This window comes from Streptomyces sp. NPDC020362, assembly GCF_040642095.1.
Classification (GTDB): Bacteria; Actinomycetota; Actinomycetes; order Streptomycetales; family Streptomycetaceae; genus Streptomyces.
In genome coordinates this window covers 1-23,365 of record NZ_JBFAET010000076.1, presented here as the reverse complement: position 1 = coordinate 23,365, position 23,365 = coordinate 1, and the positions used below count along the sequence as shown (strand labels likewise).

Sequence of the window (23,365 nt, the reverse complement as noted above, 5' to 3'; positions counted from 1 at the left end):
GTCCCACCGCACGTGCAAGCCCGCCGGGTCCTTCCGGTACGGACGTTTGCAGAGCCTAGTTGACGCTCTGCGACGTTCCTGGAGGAGCACGGCGGACACGTCCCCCGATCGGATCAGGCGATCGTCACACCAATGTGTGCACGGGTGGGTTCAGGACGTGAACGGACGCGCGGGCCAGGGGGCGTCGGCCGGGCGCAGGGCGTCCAGGCCGTCCCCGGCGCGCGCGGCGACCAGGGAGAGGACGCCCACGACGAGGCAGTTGTTGTGCACGTCGCCGGCGAGCACCCGGCGCACCAGCTCGTCGACCGGCACGCGCGCGTACTCCATGTCGGTCTCCTCGTGCTCCGTCTCGAAGCGCTCCCCCTCCGCCTCGGAGAGATCGCGGGCGAGGAAGATCCGTACGGCCTCGTCGCAGCCGCCGGGGGTGGTGTACACGTCGGTCAGCACCCGCCAGTCCCCGGCCTTGGCGTGCGCCTCCTCGTACAGCTCGCGCTGGGCGGCGTGCAGCGGGTTCTCGCCCGGCACGTCGAGCAGGCCGGCCGGGACCTCCCACAGCTTGTGCCGCACCGGGTGGCGGTACTGGCGGATGAGCAGGACCCGGTCCTCCTCGTCCAGCGCGAGGACGGCGACGGAGCCGGGGTGCACCTGGTAGTCGCGGCGGACCACCGAGTCGTCTGGCATGACCACCTCGTCCGTGCGCACCGAGGTCTTGTTGCCCACGAAGGGGGTCTCCGTCGCGCGGATCTCCCATTCCTCGGGGGTGTCCTTGATCGTCATGCCCTGTCCTTCCACACGCCTTCGAGAAGACCGGCCAGATGAAAGCCGGGGTGCTCACCTTGTGAAGGTATGCACCCCGGCCACCGTACAACTGGTGCGTTACTTGGAATTCTTCCGCTCGACCGCGGCCTTCACCAGGCCGGCGAACAGCGGGTGCGGACGGGTCGGCCGCGAGCGCAGCTCGGGGTGCGCCTGCGTGGCGACCAGGTAGGGGTGGGCGTCGCGCGGGTACTCGACGTACTCGACGAGCTTGCCGTCCGGCGAGGTGCCCGAGAAGAGGATGCCCGCCTTCTTCTCCAGCTCCGCGCGGTAGGCGTTGTTCACCTCGTAGCGGTGACGGTGCCGCTCCTCGACGTACTCCTTGCCGTCGTAGACCTCGCGCACGATGGAGCCCTCGGCCAGCTTCGCCGGGTACATGCCCAGCCGCATGGTGCCGCCCATGTCGCCCTCGCCGGCGACGATGTCCATCTGCTCCGCCATGGTGGAGATGACCGGGTGGCCGGTGGCCGGGTCGAACTCGGTGGAGTTGGCGTCGGGGATGTCGGCGAGGTTGCGCGCCGCCTCGATCACGATGCACTGCAGGCCGAGGCAGAGGCCGAGCAGAGGGATCTTGTTCTCGCGGGCGAAGCGGATGGCGCCGACCTTGCCGAGCACACCGCGGTCGCCGAAGCCGCCCGGGATGCAGATGCCGTCGACGTCGCCGAGCTGGGCCTTGGCGCCGGCCGGGGTCTTGCAGTCGTCCGAGGTGACCCACTTGATCTTCACGCGGGCCCTGTTGGCGAAGCCGCCGGCGCGCAGCGCCTCGGTGACCGACAGGTAGGCGTCGGGCAGGTCGATGTACTTGCCGACCAGGGCGAGGGTGATCTCGTGGTCGGGCTTGTGGACGCGGTCGAGCAGGTCGTCCCAGGTCGTCCAGTCCACGTCCCGGAAGGGCAGGTCGAGCTTGCGGACTACGTAGGCGTCCAGGCCCTCGCCGTGCACGGTCTTCGGGATGTCGTAGATCGAGCGGGCGTCGGGGCAGGCGACGACGGCGGCCTCGTCCACGTCGCACATCAGCGAGATCTTGCGCTTGATCGCGGTCGGCACCTCGCGGTCGCAGCGCAGCACGATCGCGTCGGGCTGGATACCGATGTTGCGCAGGGCCGCGACGGAGTGCTGGGTCGGCTTGGTCTTCAGCTCACCGGACGGGCCGATGTACGGAAGGAGCGAGATGTGGACGACGAAGACGTTGTCCCGGCCGACCTCGTGGCGGACCTGGCGGACGGTCTCCAGGAACGGCAGCGACTCGATGTCGCCGACCGTGCCGCCGACCTCGGTGATGACGACGTCCACCTCGTCGGTGGCCATGCGCCGGATGCGGTGCTTGATCTCGTTGGTGATGTGCGGGATGACCTGGACGGTGTCGCCCAGGTACTCGCCGCGCCGCTCCTTGGCGATCACGGTCGAGTACACCTGACCGGTGGTGACGTTGGCGGAGCCGTCGAGGTCGCGGTCGAGGAAGCGCTCGTAGTGGCCGATGTCCAGGTCGGTCTCGGCGCCGTCGTTGGTGACGAACACCTCACCGTGCTGGAAGGGGTTCATCGTGCCCGGGTCGACGTTCAGGTACGGGTCGAGCTTCTGCATCACGACGCGCAGGCCGCGGGCCTTGAGCAGCATGCCCAGGCTGGAGGCGGTGAGGCCCTTGCCGAGCGAGGAGGCGACACCCCCGGTGACGAAGATGTGCTTGGTCGTCGTAGATTTCGGCGGCATGGCCAAGAGGGGGCTCCCGTGGTCGCTGTCTGTGATGCGGTCCGGCAGTCTGCCCGGAGTTTTCCGGAGGTGCCGTCGCTGCGGTTCGGGGGTTTGTCGCCCACCGGTCCACGGGCTACCAGCGTAACAGCGCCTCGGCGGGATGGCTCCCGGCCACGCTCCGCGCTCGCGCCGACACGGAACACCTCCTCTCACGCCCGTCACGTGCGGCGACACAGATGCGCAGCGGACACACGGGTTTCATCCGCTGGTCACTCGTTCGGCCCACACGGGTTGCCCGGAGCGGCACGCAGATCATCTACGTGCGTCGTATCCTGCTCGGACACTCACTGCCGGGCCCGGCCGGAAACGACGGCACACCCCAGCCTGCATCACCCGGAACAACGAGAGCGCGGCAGTTCGTTGAGCAAAGACTGTCGTTTTGCCTCAGGGCTCGGCAGGCTGCTTTGCTTCACCGCTCAACGACGCACAACAACGACCCCTTGACCGCACTAGCGACAGCCCCCCTGTGCGGGGGTGACGTGGCCGTTCGACTGGAGTTGCACGTGGCCGGGCGCATCGAAGACTACGCACTCATCGGAGACATGCAGACCGCCGCACTGGTCTGCCGGGACGGCACGGTGGACTGGCTGTGTCTGCCCCGCTTCGACTCGCATGCCATCTTCGCCGGCCTGCTGGGCACCGAGGAGCACGGCTTCTGGCGGCTCGGCCCGGCGCACGCGGCCGACTCACCGCCGCCCTCGGCCGCCCGGCGGACCTACCGCGGCGATTCGCTGATCCTGGAGTCGGAGTGGGACACCCCGCGCGGCACCGTGCGGGTGACCGATTTCATGCCCCCGCGTGACGGCGCCCCGCAGCTGATCCGGATCGTGGAGGGCGTCACCGGCCGGGTGCCGATGCGCTCGGCGCTCAGGATGCGGTTCTCCTACGGCCGGGTGGTGCCCTGGGTGCACCGGCACGAGGGCCGGACCGTGGCGGTGGCGGGCCCCGACTCGGTGTGGTTCGACACCGAGGCCGAGACCTACGGAAAGTCGCTGACCACCTACGCCGACTTCACGGTCGCCCCGGGTGACCGGATCGCGTTCACGATCTCGTGGGAGCCCTCGCACAAGGAGCCGCCCGCGCTGCCCGAGCCGGAGCAGTCGCTGCAGGCGACGGAGGACTTCTGGCGCGAGTGGGTCGAGCACTGTACGTACCACGGTCCGTACCGCGAGGCGGTGGTCCGTTCGCTGATCACCCTGAAGGCTCTGACGTACGCGCCGACCGGCGGCATCGTCGCCGCGCCCACCACCTCCCTCCCGGAGGACATCGGCGGCGTCCGCAACTGGGACTACCGCTACACCTGGCTGCGGGACGCGGCGATCACCCTGTCCTCCCTCCTGCGCACCGGCTACCGCGAGGAGGCCCGCGCCTGGCGCGAGTGGCTGCTGCGCGCGGTCGCCGGCGACCCGGAGAACCTGCAGATCATGTACGGCATCGCCGGCGAGCGCGAACTGGGCGAGGCCGAGCTGGACTGGCTTCCCGGCTACGAGGCCTCGGCCCCGGTCCGGGTCGGCAACGGCGCGGCGCACCAGCTCCAGCTGGACGTGTACGGCGAGGTCACCGAGGCCCTGCACCTGGCGCACATGACGGGCCTGGCCCGCAACGACTACGCCTCCCTCCTCCAGCTGAAGCTGATCCGCTATCTGGAGGACCACTGGCAGGAGCCGGACGAGGGCATCTGGGAGGTGCGCGGCCCGCGCCGGCACTTCGTGCACTCGAAGGTGATGGCCTGGGTCGCGGTGGACCGCACCATCAAGCTGATCGAGTCCGGGGACGCGGACGGCCCGCTGGAGCGCTGGAAGGAGCTGCGCGACGACATCCACCGGGACGTCTGTGAGAAGGGCTACGACCAGGAGCGCAACACGTTCACCCAGTCCTACGGCTCCAAGGAGCTGGACGCCTCGCTGCTGCTGATTCCGCAGATGGGCTTCCTGCCGCCGGACGACAAGCGGGTGATCGGCACCATCGAGGCGATCCAGCGCGAGCTGTCCACCTCGGACGGGTTCATCCTGCGCTACCCGACGGAGGGCCAGGACGAGGGCGTCGACGGCCTGCCGGGCGACGAGGGCGCCTTCCTGGCCTGCTCGTTCTGGATGGCGGACGACCTGGCGATGATCGGCCGGGTGGACGAGGCCCGCAAGCTGTTCGAGAAGCTCCTCGCGCTGCGCAACGACCTCGGCCTGCTCGCCGAGGAGTGGGACCCGCGCCTGCAGCGCCAGGTCGGCAACTTCCCGCAGGCCTTCAGCCACGTCCCGCTGATCGACACCGCGCTGCGCCTGACGGCTTCGGGAGCCTACGGCGGCTGAGCGCGCAGGGGATCCGGACCGGTCGCCTGCGGCCGGTCCGTGCCCCTTCGGAACCCGGTGCTAGCGCCGGTAGGGGTCTTGGGCGGGCAGCCAGGTGTCCGGGCCGTGGACCGGCAGGTCGCCGACGCCGTCGCAGAGGGCGTCGACGACGGCGAGGACGCCACTGCGGGCCTCGGTGCGGCGCCAGGTCAGGGACCAGGTCCAGTGGATCCGCGGTGCGACGACAGGGCGTTTGACCAGGTCGGGCGGGAGCGGGGTGGTCTGGCCCTTGGGTGAGTTGACGACCGGGCGGCCGCTGCGGCGGACGTGGTCGAAGAAGGCGGGGCCGGTGATGCCGCCGTCTGCGATGTGCACCGGGTGCGCGCCGGTGTCCCGCGCCAGTTCCTCGGCGTAGGCGTTCCAGGACGACCAGGACGTGGTGTCGTCGTCCAGGAGGACGGCGGTGTCCCGGGCGGGTACGTCGCTGGTGTCCGTGCCGGTGGCGACGGCGTAGAGCCGGTCGGCGCCGAGGAGCCGCGCGGACAGGCCCCGCTGCTCCAGGTCGTCGGTGCGCACCCAGCACACCGCGAGGTCCAGGCTGCCGTCGGCGACCCGGGCGGCCTGGGTGTGCGACGGGGCGACCCATGCGTCGATGTGGACCTGGGCCACGGCGGAGGTACGGGCGGTCAGGTCCGCGGGGAGCCAGTTGACGTAGCCGAGGCGCACCGGTTCGGATCCGGAGAGCCGGCGGCCGCGCCGCTGGAGGTCGTCTGCCCGTTCCAGCAGGGCCCGGGTGTGCGGGAGCAGGGCCGCGCCCGCTGCCGAGAGGGACACCGAGCGGCGGTCGCGGTCGAACAGACGCACTCCCAGGTCGCGTTCGAGCGACTTGATCTGCTGGGACAGGGAGGGCCCGGCGATCAGGAGCCGCTCGGCGGCCCGGCCGAAGTGCAGTTCCTCGGCCACCGCGACGAAGTACCGAAGTTGGCGCAGCTCCACGCCCGTCATGCTACGTCGGTGCGAGGCAACGCCTCTCAGCAGGGAGAAAGCCTGTCGTGGCATGCCGTGGGCGACCGGCGGACACTGAAGTCCGGAGCGGGCAGGAGCCGCCCGGCTCCCCCTCTTCGGTGCGTCGTACGCACCGGGCAACCCCACCGAGCGGAGCAGGACCATGCGAGAGTTCCTGGTCGAGATCACCACCACTGTCCCCGAGGGCACCAGTCATGACGAGGTCGACCGGCGGCGGGCTGCCGAGGCGGTCCGTGCGAAGGAGCTGGCCTCGACCGGCTACCTGGCGCGCCTGTGGCGGCCGGTCGGCGAGCTGCGCAGCATCGGGATCTGGCGGGCCGCGGACGAGGAGGAACTGCACGAGAAGGTGCTCGGCACGCTGCCGCTGCGCCCGTGGATGACCCTCACCGTCACCGCGCTCGAATCCCACCCCAACGACCCCGGCCGGGCGGACGGGGCCGCGTGAGTGCACCCTCGTTCCGCACGAACCGGGGAGACGGTCCGTCCGCTTCGCCCTGAGCCTCTCCCTGGACGCACGTCGCCCCGGCTGCGGCGGCGCTCGCGGCGGGCATGGGCGTCGGGCGGTTCGTCTACACCCCGATCCTGCCCCTGATGCACGACGGGGCCGGGCTGTCCGCGTCCAGGCGGCCGGCATCGCCCTGCCCTCGCTGGTCGGCGGGGTGTCGGCCGCTCTGGTCTCCGCCGTTCTGTTCGGCGCCGCCTTCATCGGCATCAGCACGCTCGCCCTCGCCGCGGGCTCGCAGCCGGGGTTCCCGCGCTCGGTCGCGCTGCTGACCGCCGGCTACTCCGTCGGCCAGATCCTCGGCCCGCTGGTCGTCGTCTCCCCGCTGCTGCGCCACGGCTACCACCAGGCCCTGCTCCTGGCCGCCGCCGCGGCCGCCGCCGTGCTGCGCATCGGCTTCCCGGACCACGGGACGGTCGTACGGCGCGGCGCGCCGGCGGGACTGGTCACGGCGGTCGAGGCCGCCACGGCTCCGGAGGGCGGCGGCGTCTGAGGAGGCCCCACGGCGCGCCCGGCCGCCCCTGCGCTCCTAGGCTGGGTGTGGACAAGACCCCCTGTTCCGGAAGGGGCGGCCATGGCTCCCCTCTCCAAGGCGGGCGCGGCCCTCGCCGCCCTGCGCGAGGATCTGGCCGGCGACGTGTTCGCCCCGGGGGATCCGGGCTACGACGCGGCGCGTGCCGTCTTCAACGGGATGATCGACAAGCGTCCGGCCGTGATCGCACAGTGCGCGGACGCGACCGACGTGGTCCGCGCGGTGCGCTTCGGGCGGGAACTGGACCTGTCCGTCGCGGTGCGCGGCGGCGGGCACGGCGTGGCCGGCACGGCCCTGGGCGACGGCGCCCTCGTGGTGGACCTGCGCCGGATGCACCGGGTGACCGTGGACCCGGCCGCCGAGGCCGTCCGGATCGAGGGCGGGGCCACGATGAGCCATCTGGACCGGGCCACCCAGCCGTACGGACTCGCGACCACCGGCGGGCGGGCCTCGACCACCGGCGTCGGCGGCTTCGTGCTGGGCGGCGGCACCGGCTGGCTGGACCGGGCCTTCGGCCTCGCCGTCGACAACCTCATCAGCGTGGAGCTGGTGACCGCCGACGCCGAGCGGGTGCACGCGAACGCCGACGAGAACCCCGAACTGTTCTGGGCCCTGCACGGGGGCGGCGGCAACTTCGGCGTCGCCACCGCGCTCACCCTGGAGCTGCACGAGCTGCCGGAGTTCTCGATCGCGCTCCTGCTGTACCGCCCGCGGTTCGGGGCGGATGCGGTCCGCACCTTCCGCGAGGTCATCACCGGCGGCCCCGACGAGGTGGGCGGCGCGGTGCTGTATCTGACCGGCCCGCCCCTGGAGTTCGTGCCGGAGCACCTGGTGGGCACGCTGCTGTGCGCGACGCTGCTGACGTACGCGGGAGGCGGGGAGGATCTGCGCAAGCTGGCCCAGCCGCTGCTGGCGCTGCCGCACGAGGCGGAGCTGGTGGGCGCGCTGCCCTACGCGGACCTGCAGTGCATGCTGGACCAGCCGCCCGGGCTGCGGAACCACTGGTCGGCGGAGTACCTGACCGCTCTGCCCGACGAACTCGTGGACGTCTTCTGCGGCCGCGCCGAGGACATGCCGGTGCCGACCGCCACCCAGCACCTCGTCTTTCCGCAGGGCGGGGCGATCGCCGCCGGTCCGCACGTGTACCCGGTGCCGTACCGGGACGCGGCCTGGGCGGTGCATCCCTTCGCCGCCTGGGAGGACCCGGCCGACGACGAGCGTGCCCTCGCCTGGGTACGGGACGTCCGCGCCGGCGTCCGGCCGTGGAGCACCGGTGATGTGTACCTGAACTTCATCGGCGACGAGGGCACCGAGCGGGTGCGCGCGGGACTGGGCGCCGGGAACCTGCTGCGGCTGGAGAAGGTGAAGCGGGCCTACGACCCCGACAACGTGTTCCGCTTCAACCACAACATCCGGCCCGTGTAGCCGGTGGCGCAGGCTGTCGTCAGAGGGTTTGCGCAGGTAGCGTCCGCTGCATGGACAGCGGTACGGACAGCAGATTCGCCACTCAGGGCGCGGGGATCACCGTTCAGCGGGCGCTGGAGCTGCCGGGGCTGCGCAGCGGACTCCCGGAGATCGTGGCGGGCGCCGACCGGCTGGGGCGCACGGTGCGCTGGGTGCACGCGGGCGAGGTGCCGAACATCGCCTCGCTGCTCAAGGGCGGCGAGCTGCTGCTCACCACCGGCTACGGCCTCGGCACCCGCCCGGCCGAGCAGCGGGCGTTCGTGCGCACGCTCGCCGAGCGCGGCATCGCGGCCCTGGTGGTGGAGCTGGGCCCGCGCTTCACCCGGCTGCCGGCCGCCCTGGTGGACACCGCCCGCAGCGCGGGGCTGCCGCTGGTCCAGCTGCACCGCGAGGTGCCGTTCGTGACCGTCACCGAGGAGGTCCACACCGAGATCGTCAACGGACACTACGCGCTGCTCCAGCGGGCCGAGGAGGTGCACCGGCGGTGTACCGAGGCACTGCTCGGCGGTGGCGGGGTGCCGCAGGTGCTGGGCATCCTGGCCGACTTCAGCGCCAACCCGGTGTTCCTGGAGACGGCGGACGGCCGGCTGCTGTACGCCGCCGGGTCCGGCCCTCAGGGCGCGGATCCGCTGCAGGTGTGGGAGGGGCTGCGCGGTCCGCACAAGGATGCGCCGCCGCCGGCCGGTTCGGTGCTGGTGGACGTGCCCGGCGGCGGTCCCGGGGCAGGGGCGGTACGGGCCCGGCTGGTGCTGCTGCCGGTGTGTTCGCCGCTGGCTCCGGTGCACCGGATCGCCGCCGAGCGGGCCGCGGGCATCCTGGCCGTGGTGCTGATGCAGGCCCGGCAGGAGGAGGAGCTGGCGGCGCGCGGCCGCGGCGACTTCCTCACTGACCTGGCCGAGGGCCGGATCACCGCGGAGGACGCGCCGGCCCAGGCCCGCGTCCTCGGTTTCAAGCCCGGGAACAGCCCGCTGCTGCCCGTGGTGATGCGCGTCGGGGACGCGCTGTCCCCCGGTGGCAGCTGGGCGGTGCTGGCGCGTGCGGTCGCCGAGGAGCTGGCCTCGGTCGGGGTGCCGGTGCTGCTGGGCGTCAGGCCGGTCGAGGGCCGGGTCCCGGTGCTGCTCGGGCTGCGCTCGGAGTCGGAGCGGTCCGCGGTCGCGGACCGGGTGGCGGCGGCGCTGCGGGCGGGCGTCGAGCGGGCCGGGATGCAGCGGCCGGGCGCCCCGCCGCCGGTCGTGGTGGTCGGGGTGGCCGGCGGCTGGGCGGCCGCTTCGGCCGGGCTCAGACACGCGGCGGAGACGGCGACGGCGGCCCAGGGCCTGAGCGACCGCCCCTGGTACGACGCCCGTCGCCTGGACATCGACCTCCTGCTGTGGCGGCTGCGCGACCACCCGGACCTGGCGGCCTTCGTGGACCGTGCGATCGGCCCGCTGCGCGACCACGACCACCGCTCCAAGCCACCGCTGCTGCCCACCCTGGAGACCTACCTGGCACATGCGGGCCGCAAGGCGGAGACCGCCCGCGAGCTGCACCTCAACCGCCAGACCCTGTACAACCGGCTCGCCCGCATCGGGGAGTTGCTGGGCACCGACCTCGACGACCCTCAGACGGTGCTGGCGTTGAGCCTCGCCCTGCGGGCCCGCCGGCACGTGCCCTGAGGCCGGTGGCCGTGGCGCGCCCTCAGGCCAGGGGCGTCGGCTGGGTCAACTCGTCGTAGACGCTGAGGACTTGGGCGACGGTCTCGTCCTCCGTCGGCCAGGTCGCGGCCTGCCGCTCGCCCCGCTCGCGCAGCAGCTCGCGCCCCTCGGGGTCCGCGAGCAGCCGTACGACGGTGTCCGCGAGCCGGTCCGCGTCGCCGTACGGGACGAGTTCCGCCGCTTCGCCGACCAGGTCGGGGATGCCGCCGACGGCGGTCGCGACGAGCGGCACGCGCGCGTACAGGGCTTCCTGGGCGAGGACGGAACGCGACTCCCAGCTGCTGGTCAGCAGCGCCAGATCGGCGGCCGCGAGCAGCTCGGGCACGTCCTCGCGCCGTCCGATGAGCCGCACCGGCAGTTCCTCGTCCTCGATCCGCCGCTGCAGCTCGGGCCGCAGCGGCCCCTCCCCCGCGACGGCGACGAGCGGGACGGGGTCGAGGTCCCGCCAGGCTCGGGCCGCGTCCAGCAGGACGTCGTAGCCGCGCCGGCGGTCGAGGGAACCGACGGCCAGCAGCAACGGGCGTCCGGTGGCACCGAGTTCGGCGCGGAGCTTGTGCCGCCGCTGGTCGCTCTCGTCGTGCGACAGGGGTCCCTCCGCTTGGGCGCAGTCGAGCGTGGAGGTGGGTCGGTTCCGGCCGGGCAGCGTCACGGCCGCGAGCCGGGCGTCCCGTGCCCCCGTGCGGCGTGCCCGGTCGACCAGGTCGGAGGTGGTGCCGAGGACCACGGCGGCCGTCCGCACCACGCGCCGCTCCAGCAGCCGCAGCAGATGCGCCCGGGCGCCCTCCGCCCGGGCCCGGTTGTGCCAGGTGACCACCAGCGGGGTGCTGCGCCCGCTGAGCGCGAGCACGGCACGGAAGGAGGCGTGCAGCCCGTGGGCGTGCACCAGGTCGGCATCGGCACAGGCCGCCCGGAGCGCGGCCACGGAGGCCGGGTCGCTGCTGCGCGGGACGTGCACATGGTCGGCGCCGACCCCGGTGAAGTCGTAGGCGCGGTCGGCCTCGACGGGGGCGCACACCGTGACTCGCACGCCCCGGGCGACGAGCCCCTCGGCCAGGGAGCGGACGTGCGCACTGCTGCCGACGTTGCCCCCACCCAGCACCTGCACGGTGCGCAGCGGCGACTGGCCGTGCGGTGCGTTGCTGCTCACGGGGCTCACGGGGCCGGGGCTCCTGATTCGGCGCGGGCTGTCACGGAGAAACGTACAGAAGGCAGCGGGCGGCGGGGCGCGGAAGGGCGCACCGCGCGCCTCCCTCGCGGACTGCGCTCGACCCGCCGTCCGCCTCGCGTTCTCTGCCAAGCATGCCAGGACGTACGGCCGTTCCGGGAAATCCGCGGAGGCGCACAGCGCGGCGGGCCGGAGCAGTGCGCCGGAGCACGTCACCCACAAGGGTGATGAGAACTCCGTCGCGTCCGAGCGGTCTGCGTACCCGTACCCCGAGGTCAGACGCCCATGACGCTCGCCTCCGGGCACTCGCCCGGGCCCCGTTGGACCGCGCCTGCCGCCGACCGGACGGCGCGCAAGCGGTCCCACGCGCCCCCGGTACGCAACCACACCGGCGACCGGCGCACCGAACCCCGCCCCGGGTGCCCGGGCCCGGGCGCCGACTAGAGGTCGGCCCTGGCCGTCGCCAGCAGCTCCTCCGCGTGGGCGCGCGCCGTCTGCGAGTCCTCCTGGCCGGCGAGCATCCGGGACAGCTCGCGCACCCGCTCCTCGCCCTCCAGGACCTTCACGCCGGAACGGGTGACCGATCCGTCGTTGGTCTTCTCCACCAGCAGCTGCCGGTCGGCGAAGGCGGCGACCTGCGGAAGGTGGGTGACGACCACGACCTGCGCGGTCCGGGCGAGCTTCGCCAGGCGCCGCCCGATCTCCACCGCGGCCTTGCCGCCGACACCGGCGTCGACCTCGTCGAAGAGGTACGTCGGCACCGGGTCCGTCCCCGCGAACACGACCTCCACGGCCAGCATCACGCGGGACAGCTCACCGCCGGAGGCACCCTTGGCGATGGGCCGCGGCGGGGCGCCCGGGTGCGGGGCGAGCAGCAGCTCGACCTCGTCCACGCCCGAGGACCCGTACGCCACCGTGCGCCCGCCGACCTCGACGCCCTCCGGGTCCTCGGTCTGCCGGATGTCGAAGGACACGCGCGCGTGGGGCATCGCCAGCGAGGCCAGCTCGGCGGTCACGGCGGATGCGAACCGCTCGGCGGCCTCGGTCCGTGCGTCCGTCAGCGCCTGCGCCAGTCCGCCCAGTTCGGTGCGCAGCGCGTCCCGCTCGGCGGTCAGCTCGTCGATCCGCTCGTCGTCGCCGTCCAGCTCGGTCAGGCGCGCGGCGCTCTGCTCGGCCCAGGCGAGCACGGCGTTGACGTCGTCGCCGTACTTGCGGGTGAGGGCGGTGAGCGCGGCCCTGCGCTCCTCCACGGCGGCCAGCCGCAGCGGATCGGCGTCCAGGTCGTCGGCGTACCCCGCCAGCTCGCCGGCCACGTCACCGAGCAGGATCCCGATCTCGCCGATCCGGTCGGCGAGGGAGGAGAGCGCCGGATCGTGCGCGCGAACGGCCTCCAGGGCCCGGTGGGCGCCCGCGACGAGGGTCGAGGCGTCGATGCCCTCGGGGTCCTCGGGATTGCCCGCGAGAGCCGCGTGTGCGGCGGTGGCGGCGGACGACAGCGCCTCGGCGTGCCCCAGCCGCTCCGCCTCCTCGGCCAGCTCCGCGTCTTCCCCGGCCCGTGGCTCCACGGCGGCGATCTCGTCGAGCCCGTAGCGGAGCATGTCGGCTTCCTGGGCGCGCTCACGCGCGCGCGTGGTGATCTCCTCCAGCTCGACGGCGACGGACCGCAGCCGCCGGTAGGCCTCGGTGTACTTGGCGAGCGGCACGGCGACCGCGTCCCCGGCGTACCGGTCGAGTGCCTGCCGCTGCCGGGACAGCTTGAGCAGTCCCTGCTGGTCGGTCTGGCCGTGCACGGCCACCAGGTCGTCGGCCAGTTCGGCCAGCAGCCCCACGGGCACGCTGCGTCCGCCCAGGTGCGCCCGTGAGCGGCCCTCGGCGGAAACGGTACGGCTGATCAGCAGCGCCCCGTCGTCCAGCTCGGCCCCGGCCTCCTCGGCGCGCACCAGTGCGGCGGTGTCGCGGGGGACGGAGACCCGCCCTTCCACGACCGCCTTCTCGGCCCCGATCCGCACGAGCGCCGGGTCCGCCCGCCCGCCGAGCAGCAGCCCCAGGCTGGTGACCACCATGGTCTTGCCCGCACCCGTCTCGCCGGTGACGGCGGTGAACCCAGGCGACAGCTCGACGACAGCATCGTCGATGACCCCGAGCGACCGTATCCGCATCTCCTCCAACACGGAACAGACCATACGAGGTCCGGGCGGGCGAGTGCACACGGCCCGCCTATGTCACTCCGGCGAGTGGTCCTGCCGAAGGGGCGCGGGCTGTATCCCCCTGTGGCTCGGCCGCGCGGGCGCGACCAGCCACATGTCATCCGCGCCCGTCGGCGAAAGCGAACAACTCCCCACGAACCGCTAGTGCGGTGCCCCCCGCCACCCGTGTGTGGGCAGCGCGAACTTTGCCACAAGCCGGTCGGTGAAGGACGAATGGTGCAGCCGCGCCAGCCGCACCGGCACAGCACCCCGCCGCACCTCCACCCGGGCCCCGGGCGGCAGCTCGATGGTCCGCCGCCCGTCGCACCAGAGAACCCCCGGCGGAATGTGAGGCAGAACCTCCACGGCGAGCACCGAATCAGGCGACGTCACGAGCGGCTTCGCGAACAGCGCATGCGCGCTGATCGGCACCATCAGCAGCGCCTCCACCTCGGGCCACACCACGGGTCCCCCGGCCGAGAACGCGTACGCCGTGGACCCGGTCGGCGTCGACAGCACGATCCCGTCGCACCCGAAAGCGGTGACCGGCCGCCCGTCGATCTCCAGCACGACCTCGAGCATCTTCTCGGCGCCGGCCTTCTGCACGGCCGCCTCGTTCAGCGCCCAGTCGGTGTGCACGATGTCCCCGTTGCGGTGCACGACGACATCGACGGTCATCCGCTCCTCGACCTCGTACGACCGCGCCACCACCCGGTCGACCACCCGATCGAGGTCGTCCCGTTCGGCCTCCGCGAGGAACCCGACGCGCCCGAGGTTGACGCCGAGCATCGGAACCCCGGAGGCCCGCGCGAACTCGGCGCCGCGCAGCAGCGTGCCGTCGCCGCCGAGCACGATCAGCAGTTCGCAGCCGTCCAGGCACTGCGGTGTCGCCTCCTTGACGAGTTGCACCTCGTCGGGCAGCGGCAGGTCGCGCGCCTCCTCCTCCAGCACTCGCACCCCGATGCCGTGCCCCAGCAGTCCCTTGACCACGAGTTCCGCACTGCGGATCGCCGCGGGACGCCCGGTGTGGGCGAGCAGGAAAACAGTACGCGCTCGGTTCTGTGTCAACGCGGCCCCTCCGCCACTGCTCGGTCGACGTCTGCCGGGTCCAGTTCGGGGGCACCGGCCCGCAGCCAGAGAAAGTACTCGACATTGCCCGAGGGCCCCGGCAGCGGACTGGCGGTGACTCCACGCACCCCGAGCCCCAGCTCCCAGGCCTTCTCGGCCACCCCGCGCACGGCCTCCGCCCGCAGCTGCGGACTCCGTACGACACCCCCGCTGCCCAGCCGTTCCTTCCCCACTTCGAACTGCGGCTTGACCATCATCACCAGGTCGGCGTCCGGCTTCACGCACCGCTTCAGGGCAGGCAGCACCAGCCCGAGCGGAATGAAGGACAGATCGCCCACGACAAGATCCACAGGTTCCCCATCGATCGCCTCAAGCGTCAACTCGCGTACGTTCGTACGGTCCTTGACGGTGACGCGTTCATCGCTCTGAAGGGTCCAGGCGAGTTGGCCGTACCCGACGTCCACGGCGACCACGTGCGCGGCGCCCGCGCGCAGCAGGACGTCGGTGAAGCCGCCGGTGGACGCGCCGGCGTCCAGGGCGCGGCGGCCCTCGACGACGAGCCCCTGCGGTACGAACGCCTCCAGCGCGCCGGCGAGCTTGTGGCCGCCCCGGGAGACGTACTCCGGGTCGCTGTCGTCGGCCTGGACGACGATGGCGGCGGCGGCCTCCACCTGCGTGGCCGGCTTGGTCGCCACGGTCTTGCCGACGGTGACCCGCCCGGCGGCGATCAGCTGGCTGGCGTGCTCGCGCGAGCGCGCGAGCTTCCGGCGGACCAGCTCCGCGTCCAGACGACGGCGTGCGACTCCTGCCACGTTCGGTTCAGCTCCTGTTCCCGTACGGCGTTCGAAGGGTGAGACCCGAAGGGTCTCATTGGGGGGCCGCGGTCGGGTGACGGGTGGGCGCCGGAGGTCCCGGGCGGGCGTCGAGCGCGGTCAGCGCGTCGCGCAGCCCCCTGTGTACATCCTCGTACACCTCCACATGCCCGTCGGTAGCGAGGTGGTCGGTGTCGGCCAGCCGCTCCAGTTGGGCGTCGACCTCGGCATTGCCGGTGGGTGTGCGCGGCACGTTCAGGGGGGCCGGGGCGGCGGGGTCGCACTCGGGCTCGGCCGCTGTGACGATCTCGGCCTCGGACACGGACTCGCTCATGCCCAGACGCTACCCCGAACCGCTGGGGTACCGTCGTGCGCGATGGCCACGATCGAGGAGTGCCGCGCCGCACTGGGACGGCTCTCGGACAACATGCAGGGCACCGAGGGCGACGTGCGCGCGGCCGCCGCCCTGGACCGCTCGGTGAGCTGTCACATCACCGACCTGGACGTCACGTTCGCCGGCCGGCTGACCGGCGGCCGGATCGAGGTGGACGAGACCCTCCCCGGGCCGCCGCGCGAGAAGGCACAGATCAGACTCGCCATGGCCGGGGACGACCTGGTGGCCCTGGTGGGCGGCGTGCTGAACTTCGCCACCGCCTGGGGCTCGGGCCGGGTGCGGCTGGAGGCGAGCCTGCTGGACCTGTTCCGGCTCAGGAAGCTGCTGTAGCGGCGTCCTTCCGGGCAGCGGTACGTGCCTTCCTGGCGGTCGGCACCACCAGTGGAGTGCCCGTCTCGGGGTCGTCGATGACCTGGCAGCGCAGCCGGAAGACCTCCTCGACCAGCTCGGCCGTCACGATGTCGTTCGGGGCACCCTCGGCGATCACCCGGCCGCCGCGCAGGGCGATGAGATGGGTGGCGTACCGGGCGGCGTGGTTGAGGTCGTGCAGGACGGCGACCAGGGTCCGGCCCTGGGTCTCGTGCAGCTCGGCGCACAGGTCGAGGACGTCGATCTGGTGCTGGATGTCCAGGTAGGTGGTCGGCTCGTCCAGGAGCAGCAGCGGGGTCTGCTGGGCGAGCGCCATGGCGATCCACACGCGCTGGCGCTGGCCGCCGGACAGCTCGTCCACGTACCGGTCGGCGAGTTCGGCGACGCCCGTCTGCGCCATGGAATCCCGCACGACCCGCTCGTCCTCGGCGGACCACTGCCGCAGGATGCCCTGGTGCGGGTAGCGGCCGCGGCCCACGAGGTCGGCGACCGTGATCCCGTCCGGTGCGACGGACGACTGCGGCAGCAGGCCGAGCGTGCGGGCGACCTTCTTCGCGGGCATCGACTGGATGACCTGCCCGTCGAGCAGCACCCGGCCCTGGCTGGGCCTGAGCATCCGGGACAGGGCCCGCAGCAGTGTCGACTTGCCGCACGCGTTCGGGCCGACGATCACCGTGAAGGAGTTGTCCGGGATCTCCACCGAGAGCTGTTCGGCGATGACGCGCTGGTCGTAGGCGAGGGTGACGTTCTCGGCGGACAGGCGGTTCACAGTGCTCCTTCGGGTGTTCTCGATCGCTGAGCCGCTCGCGAACGGCTTCTGCGTGCCGCTCATATCCGGCCCGCCCTGCGCTCGGTGACCAGCAGCCACAGCAGATAGCCGCCGCCCAGCACACCGGTGACCACGCCCACGGGCAGCTGGTCGGCGCCGAACGCGCGCTGGGAGGCCCAGTCGGCGGCGACCAGCAGGGTGGCGCCCATGCAGAGGGAAGGCACCAGGTTCGGCCCGGGCGAGCGGGTCAGGCGCCGGGCGAGCTGCGGCGCGGTCAGCGCCACGAAGCCGACGGGTCCCGCGGCGGCGGTGGCGGCCGCGGTGAGCAGGACGGCGCAGACCATCAGCACCAGCCGCACGCGCTGCACACGCACCCCGAGGGCACCGGCGACGTCGTCGCCCATCTCCATCATCCTGAGGCCGCGTGCGTTGACGAGGACCAGCGGCACGAGGACGGCGCACAGCCACAGCAGCGGCCAGACCTGGTCCCAGTCGCGGCCGTTGAGGGAGCCGGTCATCCACACCACCGCGCGGGCCGCGTCGACCAGGTCCGCCTTGGTGAGCAGGTAGCCGTTGACCGCCGTGACGACCGCGGAGACGCCGATGCCGACGAGGACCAGCCGGTATCCGTGCACGCCCTGCTTCCAGGCGAGGAGATAGATCGCCAGGCCGGTCACCAGGCCACCGATCAGCGCGCCGACGGTGACCTGGGCGGCGCTGCCGGACATCAGCACGATCACGACCAGCGCGCCCGCCGTCGAGCCCTGCGAGAGGCCCAGCACGTCCGGGCTGCCCAGCGGATTGCGCGAGACCGCCTGGAACAGCGCGCCGCCCAGGCCCAGCGAGGCGCCGACCAGCAGGCCGACCAGGACGCGCGGCAGCCGCAGCTCGTTGACGATGAAGTCCTGGTACGCCGTGCCGTTTCCGGCCAGTGTGTCGATGACGTCGGAGGCCGGGATCTTCGCGTCGCCGGTGCCGATCAGCGCCACCCCGGCGGCGAGCGCGGCGGCCAGCAGCAGGACGACGACGATCAGCGCGCGCACGTCCAGGCGCAGCGAGAGCCCGCCGAGGGTGCGCACGGCACGGCTTCGGGAGAGTGTCTTCACAGCTGGGCCGTCCTCCGCCGTCGTACGAGATGGATGAACACCGGGCCGCCGACGATCGCGGTGACGATGCCGACCTGCAACTCGGAGGGGCGGGCCACGACCCGGCCGACGACATCGGCGCCGAGCAGCAGCACGGGCGACAGAACGGTCGCGTACGGCAGGATCCAGCGCAGGTCGGGGCCGGTGAAGGAACGCACGACGTGCGGGACCATCAGGCCGACGAAGACGATCGGGCCGCAGGCGGCGGTCGCGGCACCGCACAGCACGGTGGCGGCCAGCATGGCGAGGGCGCGGGTGCGGTCGAGGTTCGCCCCGAGGGCGCGCGCGGTGTCGTCGCCCATCGCGACGGCGTTCAGCGGCCGGGCCAGCGCGAGCGCGAGGACCGTGCCGACCGCGAGGAACGGCAGCACCTGCATGATGGTCGAGTCGGTGGCCGAGGCCAGCGAACCCACCGTCCAGAAGCGCATCCTTCCCAGCGCCGCGTCGTCCATGATCATCACGGCCTGGAGATAGCCGTACAGCGCGGCACTGATCGCCGTACCGGCGAGCGCCAGCCGCACCGGTGTGGCGCCCCGGCTGCCGCCGAGGAACCAGACCAGCGCACCGACCGCCGCCGCACCGGCGAAGGCGAACCACACATAGCCGGTGAGGCTGGTGACACCGAGGTAGGTGATGGCCGTGACGACGGCGGCGGAGGCACCCGCGTTGATGCCCAGCAGACCGGGGTCGGCCAGCGGATTGCGGGTGAGCGCCTGCAGCACGGCGCCGGACAGACCGAGCGCGGCACCGGCCAGCAGACCGAGGACCGTGCGCGAGAGCCGCTCGTCGACGACGACGTCGCCGTAGGTGCCCGTGTCGTGGAACAGGCCGTGCCAGACCTGGTCCAGCGACAGGGCTTTGGCTCCGATCGCGATGCTCGCCAGTGCGACGAGCACCAGGATCGCAAGGGAGAGGAGGAGCCCAAGGGCCCGCACCGCCCGGCGGGTTGGGGGCGCGGGGGCGGTCTCCGCGCGCTGTTCCGGAGGACTGTCGACCAACACGAGGTTAGGTTAGCCTACCCTCGCACGCGGTCTCGATCCCGGAGGCTGCAGAGAAGTCGGAGTCCGAGCGGCCGTGTTCAGAGCCCGAGCCGCGCCAGCGCCTTGCCCCCCTCCAGCTCACAGACACCGTCCCCGGCCGCCGTCCAGGCCGCCGCGCACAGCGCCCGCAGCCCGTCGAGGTCCGCGCCGTCGCCCTCCAGCTCCAGCCGGTCCGCCCCGGCGGTCGCCGTCCAACCCCCGCAGCGGAAACCGTCACTGTCATGGGTGATCTCCGGCTGGCCGGTGAGCAGCCCGCGCAGATCGGCGTCCACGTAAGTCGGCCGGTGCTGCGGCGGCGCGGCGAGCAGCTGGGGGCCGTCCGTGACACCGGTCAGCACCAGCAGCGAGTCCACCCGGCCGTTGAACGCGCCCTCGATGTCCGTGTCCAGCCGGTCCCCGACCACCAGCGGCCGCACCGCGCCCGTGCGCAGGATGGTCTCCCGGTGCATCGGCGGCAGCGGCTTGCCCGCCACCTGCGGCTCGGCACCGGTCGCGATCCGTACCACCTCCACGGCCGCGCCGTTGCCGGGCGAAATGCCCCGCCCGCTGGGAATCGTCAGATCCGTGTTGGACGCGAACCACGGCACCCCGCGCGCCACGGCGTACGACGCCTCGGCGAACCGGCCCCACGTCAGATCGGGCCCGCCGTATCCCTGGACCACCGCCGCCGGATCGTCGTCCGCCGACTCCACCGGGGTCAGGCCCCGCTCGCGCAGCGCCACCCGCAGCCCCTCACCGCCGATCACCAGCACCCGCGCACCGGCCGGCACCTGCTCGCTGATCAGCCGAGCGACGGCCTGCGCCGAGGTGATGACGTCGTCCGCCCCCGTCGGTATCCCCAGCTCCGTCAGGTGCTGCGCCACCGCGTCCGGCGTCCGCAGCGCGTTGTTGGTGACATAGGCCAGGTGCATCCCGCCCGCGCGGGCGTGGGCCAGCGAGTCGACGGCATGCGTGATCGCGTTCCCGCCCGCGTACACCACCCCGTCCAGGTCGAGCAGCGCCGTGTCGTACGCCTCGCTCAGGGGCTGCCCACTGCCCTCGGGCCTCGTCCTGACGCCCTGGCTCATTCCGCATCGCTCCTCGGTCGACCGTGTTTCCCCCGATCATCCCGCACACCACTGACACACGTACGATGCCGGGATGAACACTGCAGGTCACTCGGAAGCAACGGTGCACCGAGGCCTGGAACTCACGCCGTTCCGAGGCCTCCGTTACGACCCCGACCGGGTCGGCAGCCTCGCCTCCGTCACCTCCCCGCCCTATGACGTCGTCGTACGCCCAGACGGCCTGCACCACCTCCAATCGGCCGATCCGTACAACATCGTCCGGCTGATCCTTCCCCAGGCCGGCACCCCCAGCGCCCGCAACGAACAGGCCGCCGACACGCTGCGCCGCTGGCTCGCCGAGGGCGTCCTGACCACCGACCCGGAACCCGCCCTGTACGTGTACGAACAGCGGGACGGCGACGGCATGCTCCAGCGCGGTGTCATCGGCGCTCTACGCGTGTCAGATCCCTCGGACGGCGTAGTCCTGCCGCATGAGGACGTCATGCCCCCGGTGGTCGCCGACCGCGCCGCCCTGATGCGCGCCACCCGCGCCAACCTCGAACCCCTGCTGCTGACCTACCACGGCAACGGCGCGGCGGCCGAGGTGGTCGAGCGCACGGTGGAACAGCCCCCACTGCTGGCCACCACCACCGAGGACGGCTTCCACCACAGCCTGTGGGCGGTCACCGACCGCGCCGACGTGGCCCTCATCCAGTCCGACCTGGCCCACCAGCAGGCCCTCATCGCCGACGGCCACCACCGCTGGGCCACCTACCGGCAGCTGCGTGCCGAGCACCCCTCACCCAGCCCCTGGGACCACGGCCTGGTCCTCCTGGTCGACACCGCCCGCTATCCCCTGCGCGTCCGCGCCATCCACCGCCTGCTGCACGGCCTGCCGGTGGCGGACGCGCTGGCGGCCCTGGAGGGCCGGTTCCGGGTGCAGCACCTCGCGGCACCACTGCCCAAGGCCCTGGAGGCGCTGGCGGACGCCACCTGCACGGGCAACGCCTTCCTGCTGGCCGGCGACGGCGCCTTCCACCTGATCGACCGCCCCGATCCGGACCTGCTGGCCCGGACGATCCCCGAGAACCGCCCGGCCGCCTGGCGATCCCTGGACGCCACCGTCCTGCACGCCACGCTCCTCGAACACGTCTGGCACATCCCCGAGGACTCCCCCGCCGACATCGCCTACATCCACGACACGGCCGCCACGGTCGCGAAGGCGGAGCGCGACGGCGGTACGGCCGTCCTGATGCACCCCGTCCGTGAGGACGTCGTCCGGGATCTGGCCCGTCAGGGCGTGACGATGCCCCGCAAGTCGACGTCGTTCGGGCCGAAGCCGGCGTCGGGGCTGGTGCTGCGGGCGCTGGAGCTCTGAGCCCGCGCCCGGACATCCGAAAGATCCGGGCATGCGAAAGGGCGGGACCTTCCGGTCCCGCCCTTCGCCCTTGTCAGAGGATCACCGTCACCCGCTCACGGTCACCCGGTCACCCGGTCGCCGTCATGCGGTCACCGGCTCACGTCAGGCCTTGTCGTCCTGCACGGGAGTGCCCGCGGAGTCGGCGCTCTCCTCGCGCTCGCTCTCCGTCGCGGACTCGTCCTCGACGTCCACCTCGTCGTCGTCCTCGTCGTCGTCCACATCCTCGGCCTCGGCCTCGGCCACGATGTCGGCGGCGTCCTCGGCGCCGGTCTCGTCGGCACCCTCGCTCTCGTCCAGGGCGTCGACGAACTCCACGCCGTCCAGCTCGGCGAGCCGGTCGGAAGCGTCCGTGCTGCCGTCCCGGTCCGCCTCGACGGCCTTGGCGAACCACTCACGCGCCTCGTTCTCCCGGCCGGCGGCCAGCAGGGCGTCGGCATAGGCGTAGCGCAGGCGTGCGGTCCACGGCTGGACCGAGTTGGAAGCCAGCTCGGGGCTCTGCAGGGTCACGATGGCCGCGTCCAGCTGCCCCATGTCCCGCCGGGCCCCGGCCGCGACGAGCCGCATCTCGACCTGCCCGGCCTTGTCCAGCTTGTGCACCTCGGGAGCGCCGGCCATGTCCAGCGCCTTCTCCGGCCGTCCGAGACCGCGCTCGCAGTCGGCCATCATCGGCCACAGGTCCACCGTGCCGGTCATGCGCCGAGCGGCACGGAACTCGCCGAGGGCCTCCGAGTACTTCTGGTTGGCGTACGCGGCGAACCCGGCGGCCTCGCGGACAGCGGCCACGCGGGACGCCAGGCGCAGGGCCACCTTGGAGTAGCCGTACGCGCCCTCGGGGTCCTCGTCGATGAGCCGGGCGACCATCACCAGGTTCTTGGCGACGTCCTCGGCGAGCGTCTTCGGCAGACTCTGCAGCTCCTGCCGGACGTCCTTGTCGATCTCGTCGCCGGTGATGTCCTCCGGGAACGGCAGCCGCTTGATCGGCTCCCGGTCCCGGTCACGCTCGTCCCGGATACGGCCGCCGCCACGGCGGTCGTCCCGCCCACGGTAGCCACCGCCCGGGCGTCCGCCCCGGTCGTCACGACGGTCGTCACGGCGCGGGCCACGGCCACGATCATCGCGGCCACGGTCATCGCGGCCACGGAAACCGGGACGGTCGCCCTCGCGGCGGTCGTCGCGCCGGTCGTCGCGGCCACGGTAGCCCCCGCGGTCGCCCCGCTCACCGCGGTCGCCACGGAAGTCGCCGCGGTTGTCGTCCCGACGGAACCCACCACGCTCGCTCCGCTCACCCCGCTCACCACGGGCATCGCGGTCATCACGACGGCCATAGCCAGCACGGTCGTCACGGCCCCGGAAGCCACCGCGGTCATCGCGACGGCCGTAGCCACCACGGTCGTCACGCCGGTCGCCACCACGGTCGTCACGCCGGTCATCGCGACGGTCGTCACGGCGGCCGTAGCCACCACGGTCACCACCGCGCTCGTCGTCGCGACGGAATCCACGACGGTCGTCGTCGCGCCGCTCTCCACGGTCGCCGCGGGCATCGCGGTCGTCACGGCGGAAGGAGGGTCGTTCATCGCGACGGCCGTAGCCACCACGATCGCCCCGGTCGTTCCGCTCGCCCCGGTCATCGCGACGGCCGTAGCCACCACGGTCGTCACGCCGGTCGCCACCACGGTCGTCACGCCGGTCGTCGCGACGGTCGTCACGGCGGCCGTAGCTCCCGCGGTCGCCACCGCGCTCGTTCCCACGGTCGCTTCCGCGGCGCGGACCGCTGCGGTAGCCGCCGCGGTCGTTACGGTCACCACTGTCCCGTCGCCGCTGGTCGCGCTCCGGTCGGTCCTCGGGCGAGTTGGTGGACATGGGGTGACTCCTGTCTTCGG

20 protein-coding genes and 1 pseudogene are annotated in these 23,365 nt (G+C 72.7%); 7 read left to right on the top strand and 14 right to left on the bottom strand.

Translation table 11 applies throughout. The features are described from left to right. Positions 1–150: 150 nt before the first annotated feature. Both AB0H32_RS25250 and AB0H32_RS25245 read right to left on the bottom strand, forming a co-directional pair. Positions 151–777, bottom strand: coding sequence for an NUDIX hydrolase (locus AB0H32_RS25250; protein WP_361124549.1), 627 nt, complete (start codon positions 775–777; stop codon positions 151–153). A 99-nt stretch (positions 778–876) separates the two neighbouring features. Next, entirely contained in the window at positions 877–2,526 is a 1,650-nt protein-coding gene (locus tag AB0H32_RS25245; RefSeq protein WP_361124547.1) for a CTP synthase, read from the bottom strand. A 545-nt stretch (positions 2,527–3,071) separates the two neighbouring features. Here AB0H32_RS25245 and AB0H32_RS25240 point away from each other — a divergent pair. Beyond that, positions 3,072–4,874 carry a glycoside hydrolase family 15 protein gene (locus tag AB0H32_RS25240; protein ID WP_361124581.1) on the top strand — a complete coding sequence of 601 codons (1,803 nt, stop codon included), beginning with the start codon at positions 3,072–3,074 and terminating at the stop codon, positions 4,872–4,874. A 60-nt stretch (positions 4,875–4,934) separates the two neighbouring features. Here AB0H32_RS25240 and AB0H32_RS25235 read toward each other — a convergent pair whose 3' ends face one another. Next, on the bottom strand, positions 4,935–5,858 hold the full coding sequence (locus AB0H32_RS25235; RefSeq protein WP_361124545.1) for a LysR family transcriptional regulator: 924 nt from the start codon (positions 5,856–5,858) through the stop codon (positions 4,935–4,937). Between the two features lie 163 nt (positions 5,859–6,021). On the opposite strand from AB0H32_RS25235, the gene AB0H32_RS25230 reads away from it, so the two are divergent. From AB0H32_RS25230 to AB0H32_RS25215, 4 genes and pseudogenes are all read left to right on the top strand, one after another. After that, positions 6,022–6,324 carry a muconolactone Delta-isomerase family protein gene (locus tag AB0H32_RS25230; protein WP_361124543.1) on the top strand — a complete coding sequence of 101 codons (303 nt, stop codon included), beginning with the start codon at positions 6,022–6,024 and terminating at the stop codon, positions 6,322–6,324. A 163-nt stretch (positions 6,325–6,487) separates the two neighbouring features. Beyond that, positions 6,488–6,874: pseudogene (locus tag AB0H32_RS25225) on the top strand (YbfB/YjiJ family MFS transporter); the annotation flags it as partial. An 81-nt stretch (positions 6,875–6,955) separates the two neighbouring features. Beyond that, entirely contained in the window at positions 6,956–8,338 is a 1,383-nt protein-coding gene (locus AB0H32_RS25220) for an FAD-binding oxidoreductase (protein WP_361124541.1), read from the top strand. Between the two features lie 50 nt (positions 8,339–8,388). After that, positions 8,389–10,032, top strand: a complete 1,644-nt coding sequence (locus AB0H32_RS25215) for a PucR family transcriptional regulator (RefSeq protein ID WP_361124539.1) — start codon at positions 8,389–8,391, stop codon at positions 10,030–10,032. Positions 10,033–10,054: 22 nt separating this feature from the next. On the opposite strand, the gene AB0H32_RS25210 is transcribed toward AB0H32_RS25215, so the two are convergent. The 5 genes from AB0H32_RS25210 to AB0H32_RS25190 all read right to left on the bottom strand — a co-directional run bounded on the left by AB0H32_RS25210 (position 10,055) and on the right by AB0H32_RS25190 (position 15,636). Then, entirely contained in the window at positions 10,055–11,227 is a 1,173-nt protein-coding gene (locus tag AB0H32_RS25210) for a glycosyltransferase family 4 protein (RefSeq protein WP_361124537.1), read from the bottom strand. Between the two features lie 449 nt (positions 11,228–11,676). Next, complete coding sequence (gene recN, locus AB0H32_RS25205) at positions 11,677–13,419, bottom strand: DNA repair protein RecN (RefSeq protein WP_361124535.1); 1,743 nt, start codon at positions 13,417–13,419, stop codon at positions 11,677–11,679. Between the two features lie 165 nt (positions 13,420–13,584). Then, positions 13,585–14,490: an NAD kinase gene (locus AB0H32_RS25200; protein WP_361124533.1), complete on the bottom strand. Its 906-nt coding sequence runs from the start codon at positions 14,488–14,490 to the stop codon at positions 13,585–13,587. Then, complete coding sequence (locus AB0H32_RS25195) at positions 14,487–15,302, bottom strand: TlyA family RNA methyltransferase (protein WP_361124532.1); 816 nt, start codon at positions 15,300–15,302, stop codon at positions 14,487–14,489. Before AB0H32_RS25195 ends, AB0H32_RS25200 begins: the two co-directional genes overlap by 4 nt. A gap of 55 nt (positions 15,303–15,357) precedes the next feature. Next, on the bottom strand, positions 15,358–15,636 hold the full coding sequence (locus tag AB0H32_RS25190) for a hypothetical protein (RefSeq protein WP_361124530.1): 279 nt from the start codon (positions 15,634–15,636) through the stop codon (positions 15,358–15,360). A gap of 42 nt (positions 15,637–15,678) precedes the next feature. Between AB0H32_RS25190 and AB0H32_RS25185 the strand changes: the two genes are divergently transcribed. Next, positions 15,679–16,026 (top strand): sterol-binding protein, encoded by a 348-nt coding sequence (locus tag AB0H32_RS25185; protein WP_361124528.1) that lies wholly within the window; start codon positions 15,679–15,681, stop codon positions 16,024–16,026. Here the strand turns inward: AB0H32_RS25185 and AB0H32_RS25180 are convergent. The 4 genes from AB0H32_RS25180 to AB0H32_RS25165 all read right to left on the bottom strand — a co-directional run bounded on the left by AB0H32_RS25180 (position 16,010) and on the right by AB0H32_RS25165 (position 20,086). Next, positions 16,010–16,834 carry an ABC transporter ATP-binding protein gene (locus AB0H32_RS25180; protein ID WP_361124526.1) on the bottom strand — a complete coding sequence of 275 codons (825 nt, stop codon included), beginning with the start codon at positions 16,832–16,834 and terminating at the stop codon, positions 16,010–16,012. The two genes, AB0H32_RS25185 and AB0H32_RS25180, sit on opposite strands and share 17 nt — an antisense overlap. Before the next feature lie 59 nt (positions 16,835–16,893). Further along, positions 16,894–17,940, bottom strand: a complete 1,047-nt coding sequence (locus tag AB0H32_RS25175) for an iron chelate uptake ABC transporter family permease subunit (protein ID WP_361124524.1) — start codon at positions 17,938–17,940, stop codon at positions 16,894–16,896. After that, entirely contained in the window at positions 17,937–18,980 is a 1,044-nt protein-coding gene (locus AB0H32_RS25170) for an iron chelate uptake ABC transporter family permease subunit (protein WP_361124522.1), read from the bottom strand. The genes AB0H32_RS25175 and AB0H32_RS25170 overlap by 4 nt, the downstream gene beginning before the upstream one ends. Positions 18,981–19,057: 77 nt before the next feature. Continuing rightward, positions 19,058–20,086 carry an HAD hydrolase-like protein gene (locus AB0H32_RS25165; RefSeq protein ID WP_361124520.1) on the bottom strand — a complete coding sequence of 343 codons (1,029 nt, stop codon included), beginning with the start codon at positions 20,084–20,086 and terminating at the stop codon, positions 19,058–19,060. Positions 20,087–20,159: 73 nt separating this feature from the next. Between AB0H32_RS25165 and AB0H32_RS25160 the strand changes: the two genes are divergently transcribed. Then, positions 20,160–21,443: a DUF1015 domain-containing protein gene (locus tag AB0H32_RS25160; RefSeq protein ID WP_361124518.1), complete on the top strand. Its 1,284-nt coding sequence runs from the start codon at positions 20,160–20,162 to the stop codon at positions 21,441–21,443. Positions 21,444–21,587: 144 nt separating this feature from the next. Here AB0H32_RS25160 and AB0H32_RS25155 read toward each other — a convergent pair whose 3' ends face one another. Then, positions 21,588–22,454 carry a hypothetical protein gene (locus AB0H32_RS25155; protein ID WP_361124579.1) on the bottom strand — a complete coding sequence of 289 codons (867 nt, stop codon included), beginning with the start codon at positions 22,452–22,454 and terminating at the stop codon, positions 21,588–21,590. After that, positions 22,346–23,191 carry a hypothetical protein gene (locus AB0H32_RS25150; RefSeq protein WP_361124584.1) on the bottom strand — a complete coding sequence of 282 codons (846 nt, stop codon included), beginning with the start codon at positions 23,189–23,191 and terminating at the stop codon, positions 22,346–22,348. Before AB0H32_RS25150 ends, AB0H32_RS25155 begins: the two co-directional genes overlap by 109 nt. Positions 23,192–23,365 lie beyond the last annotated feature (174 nt).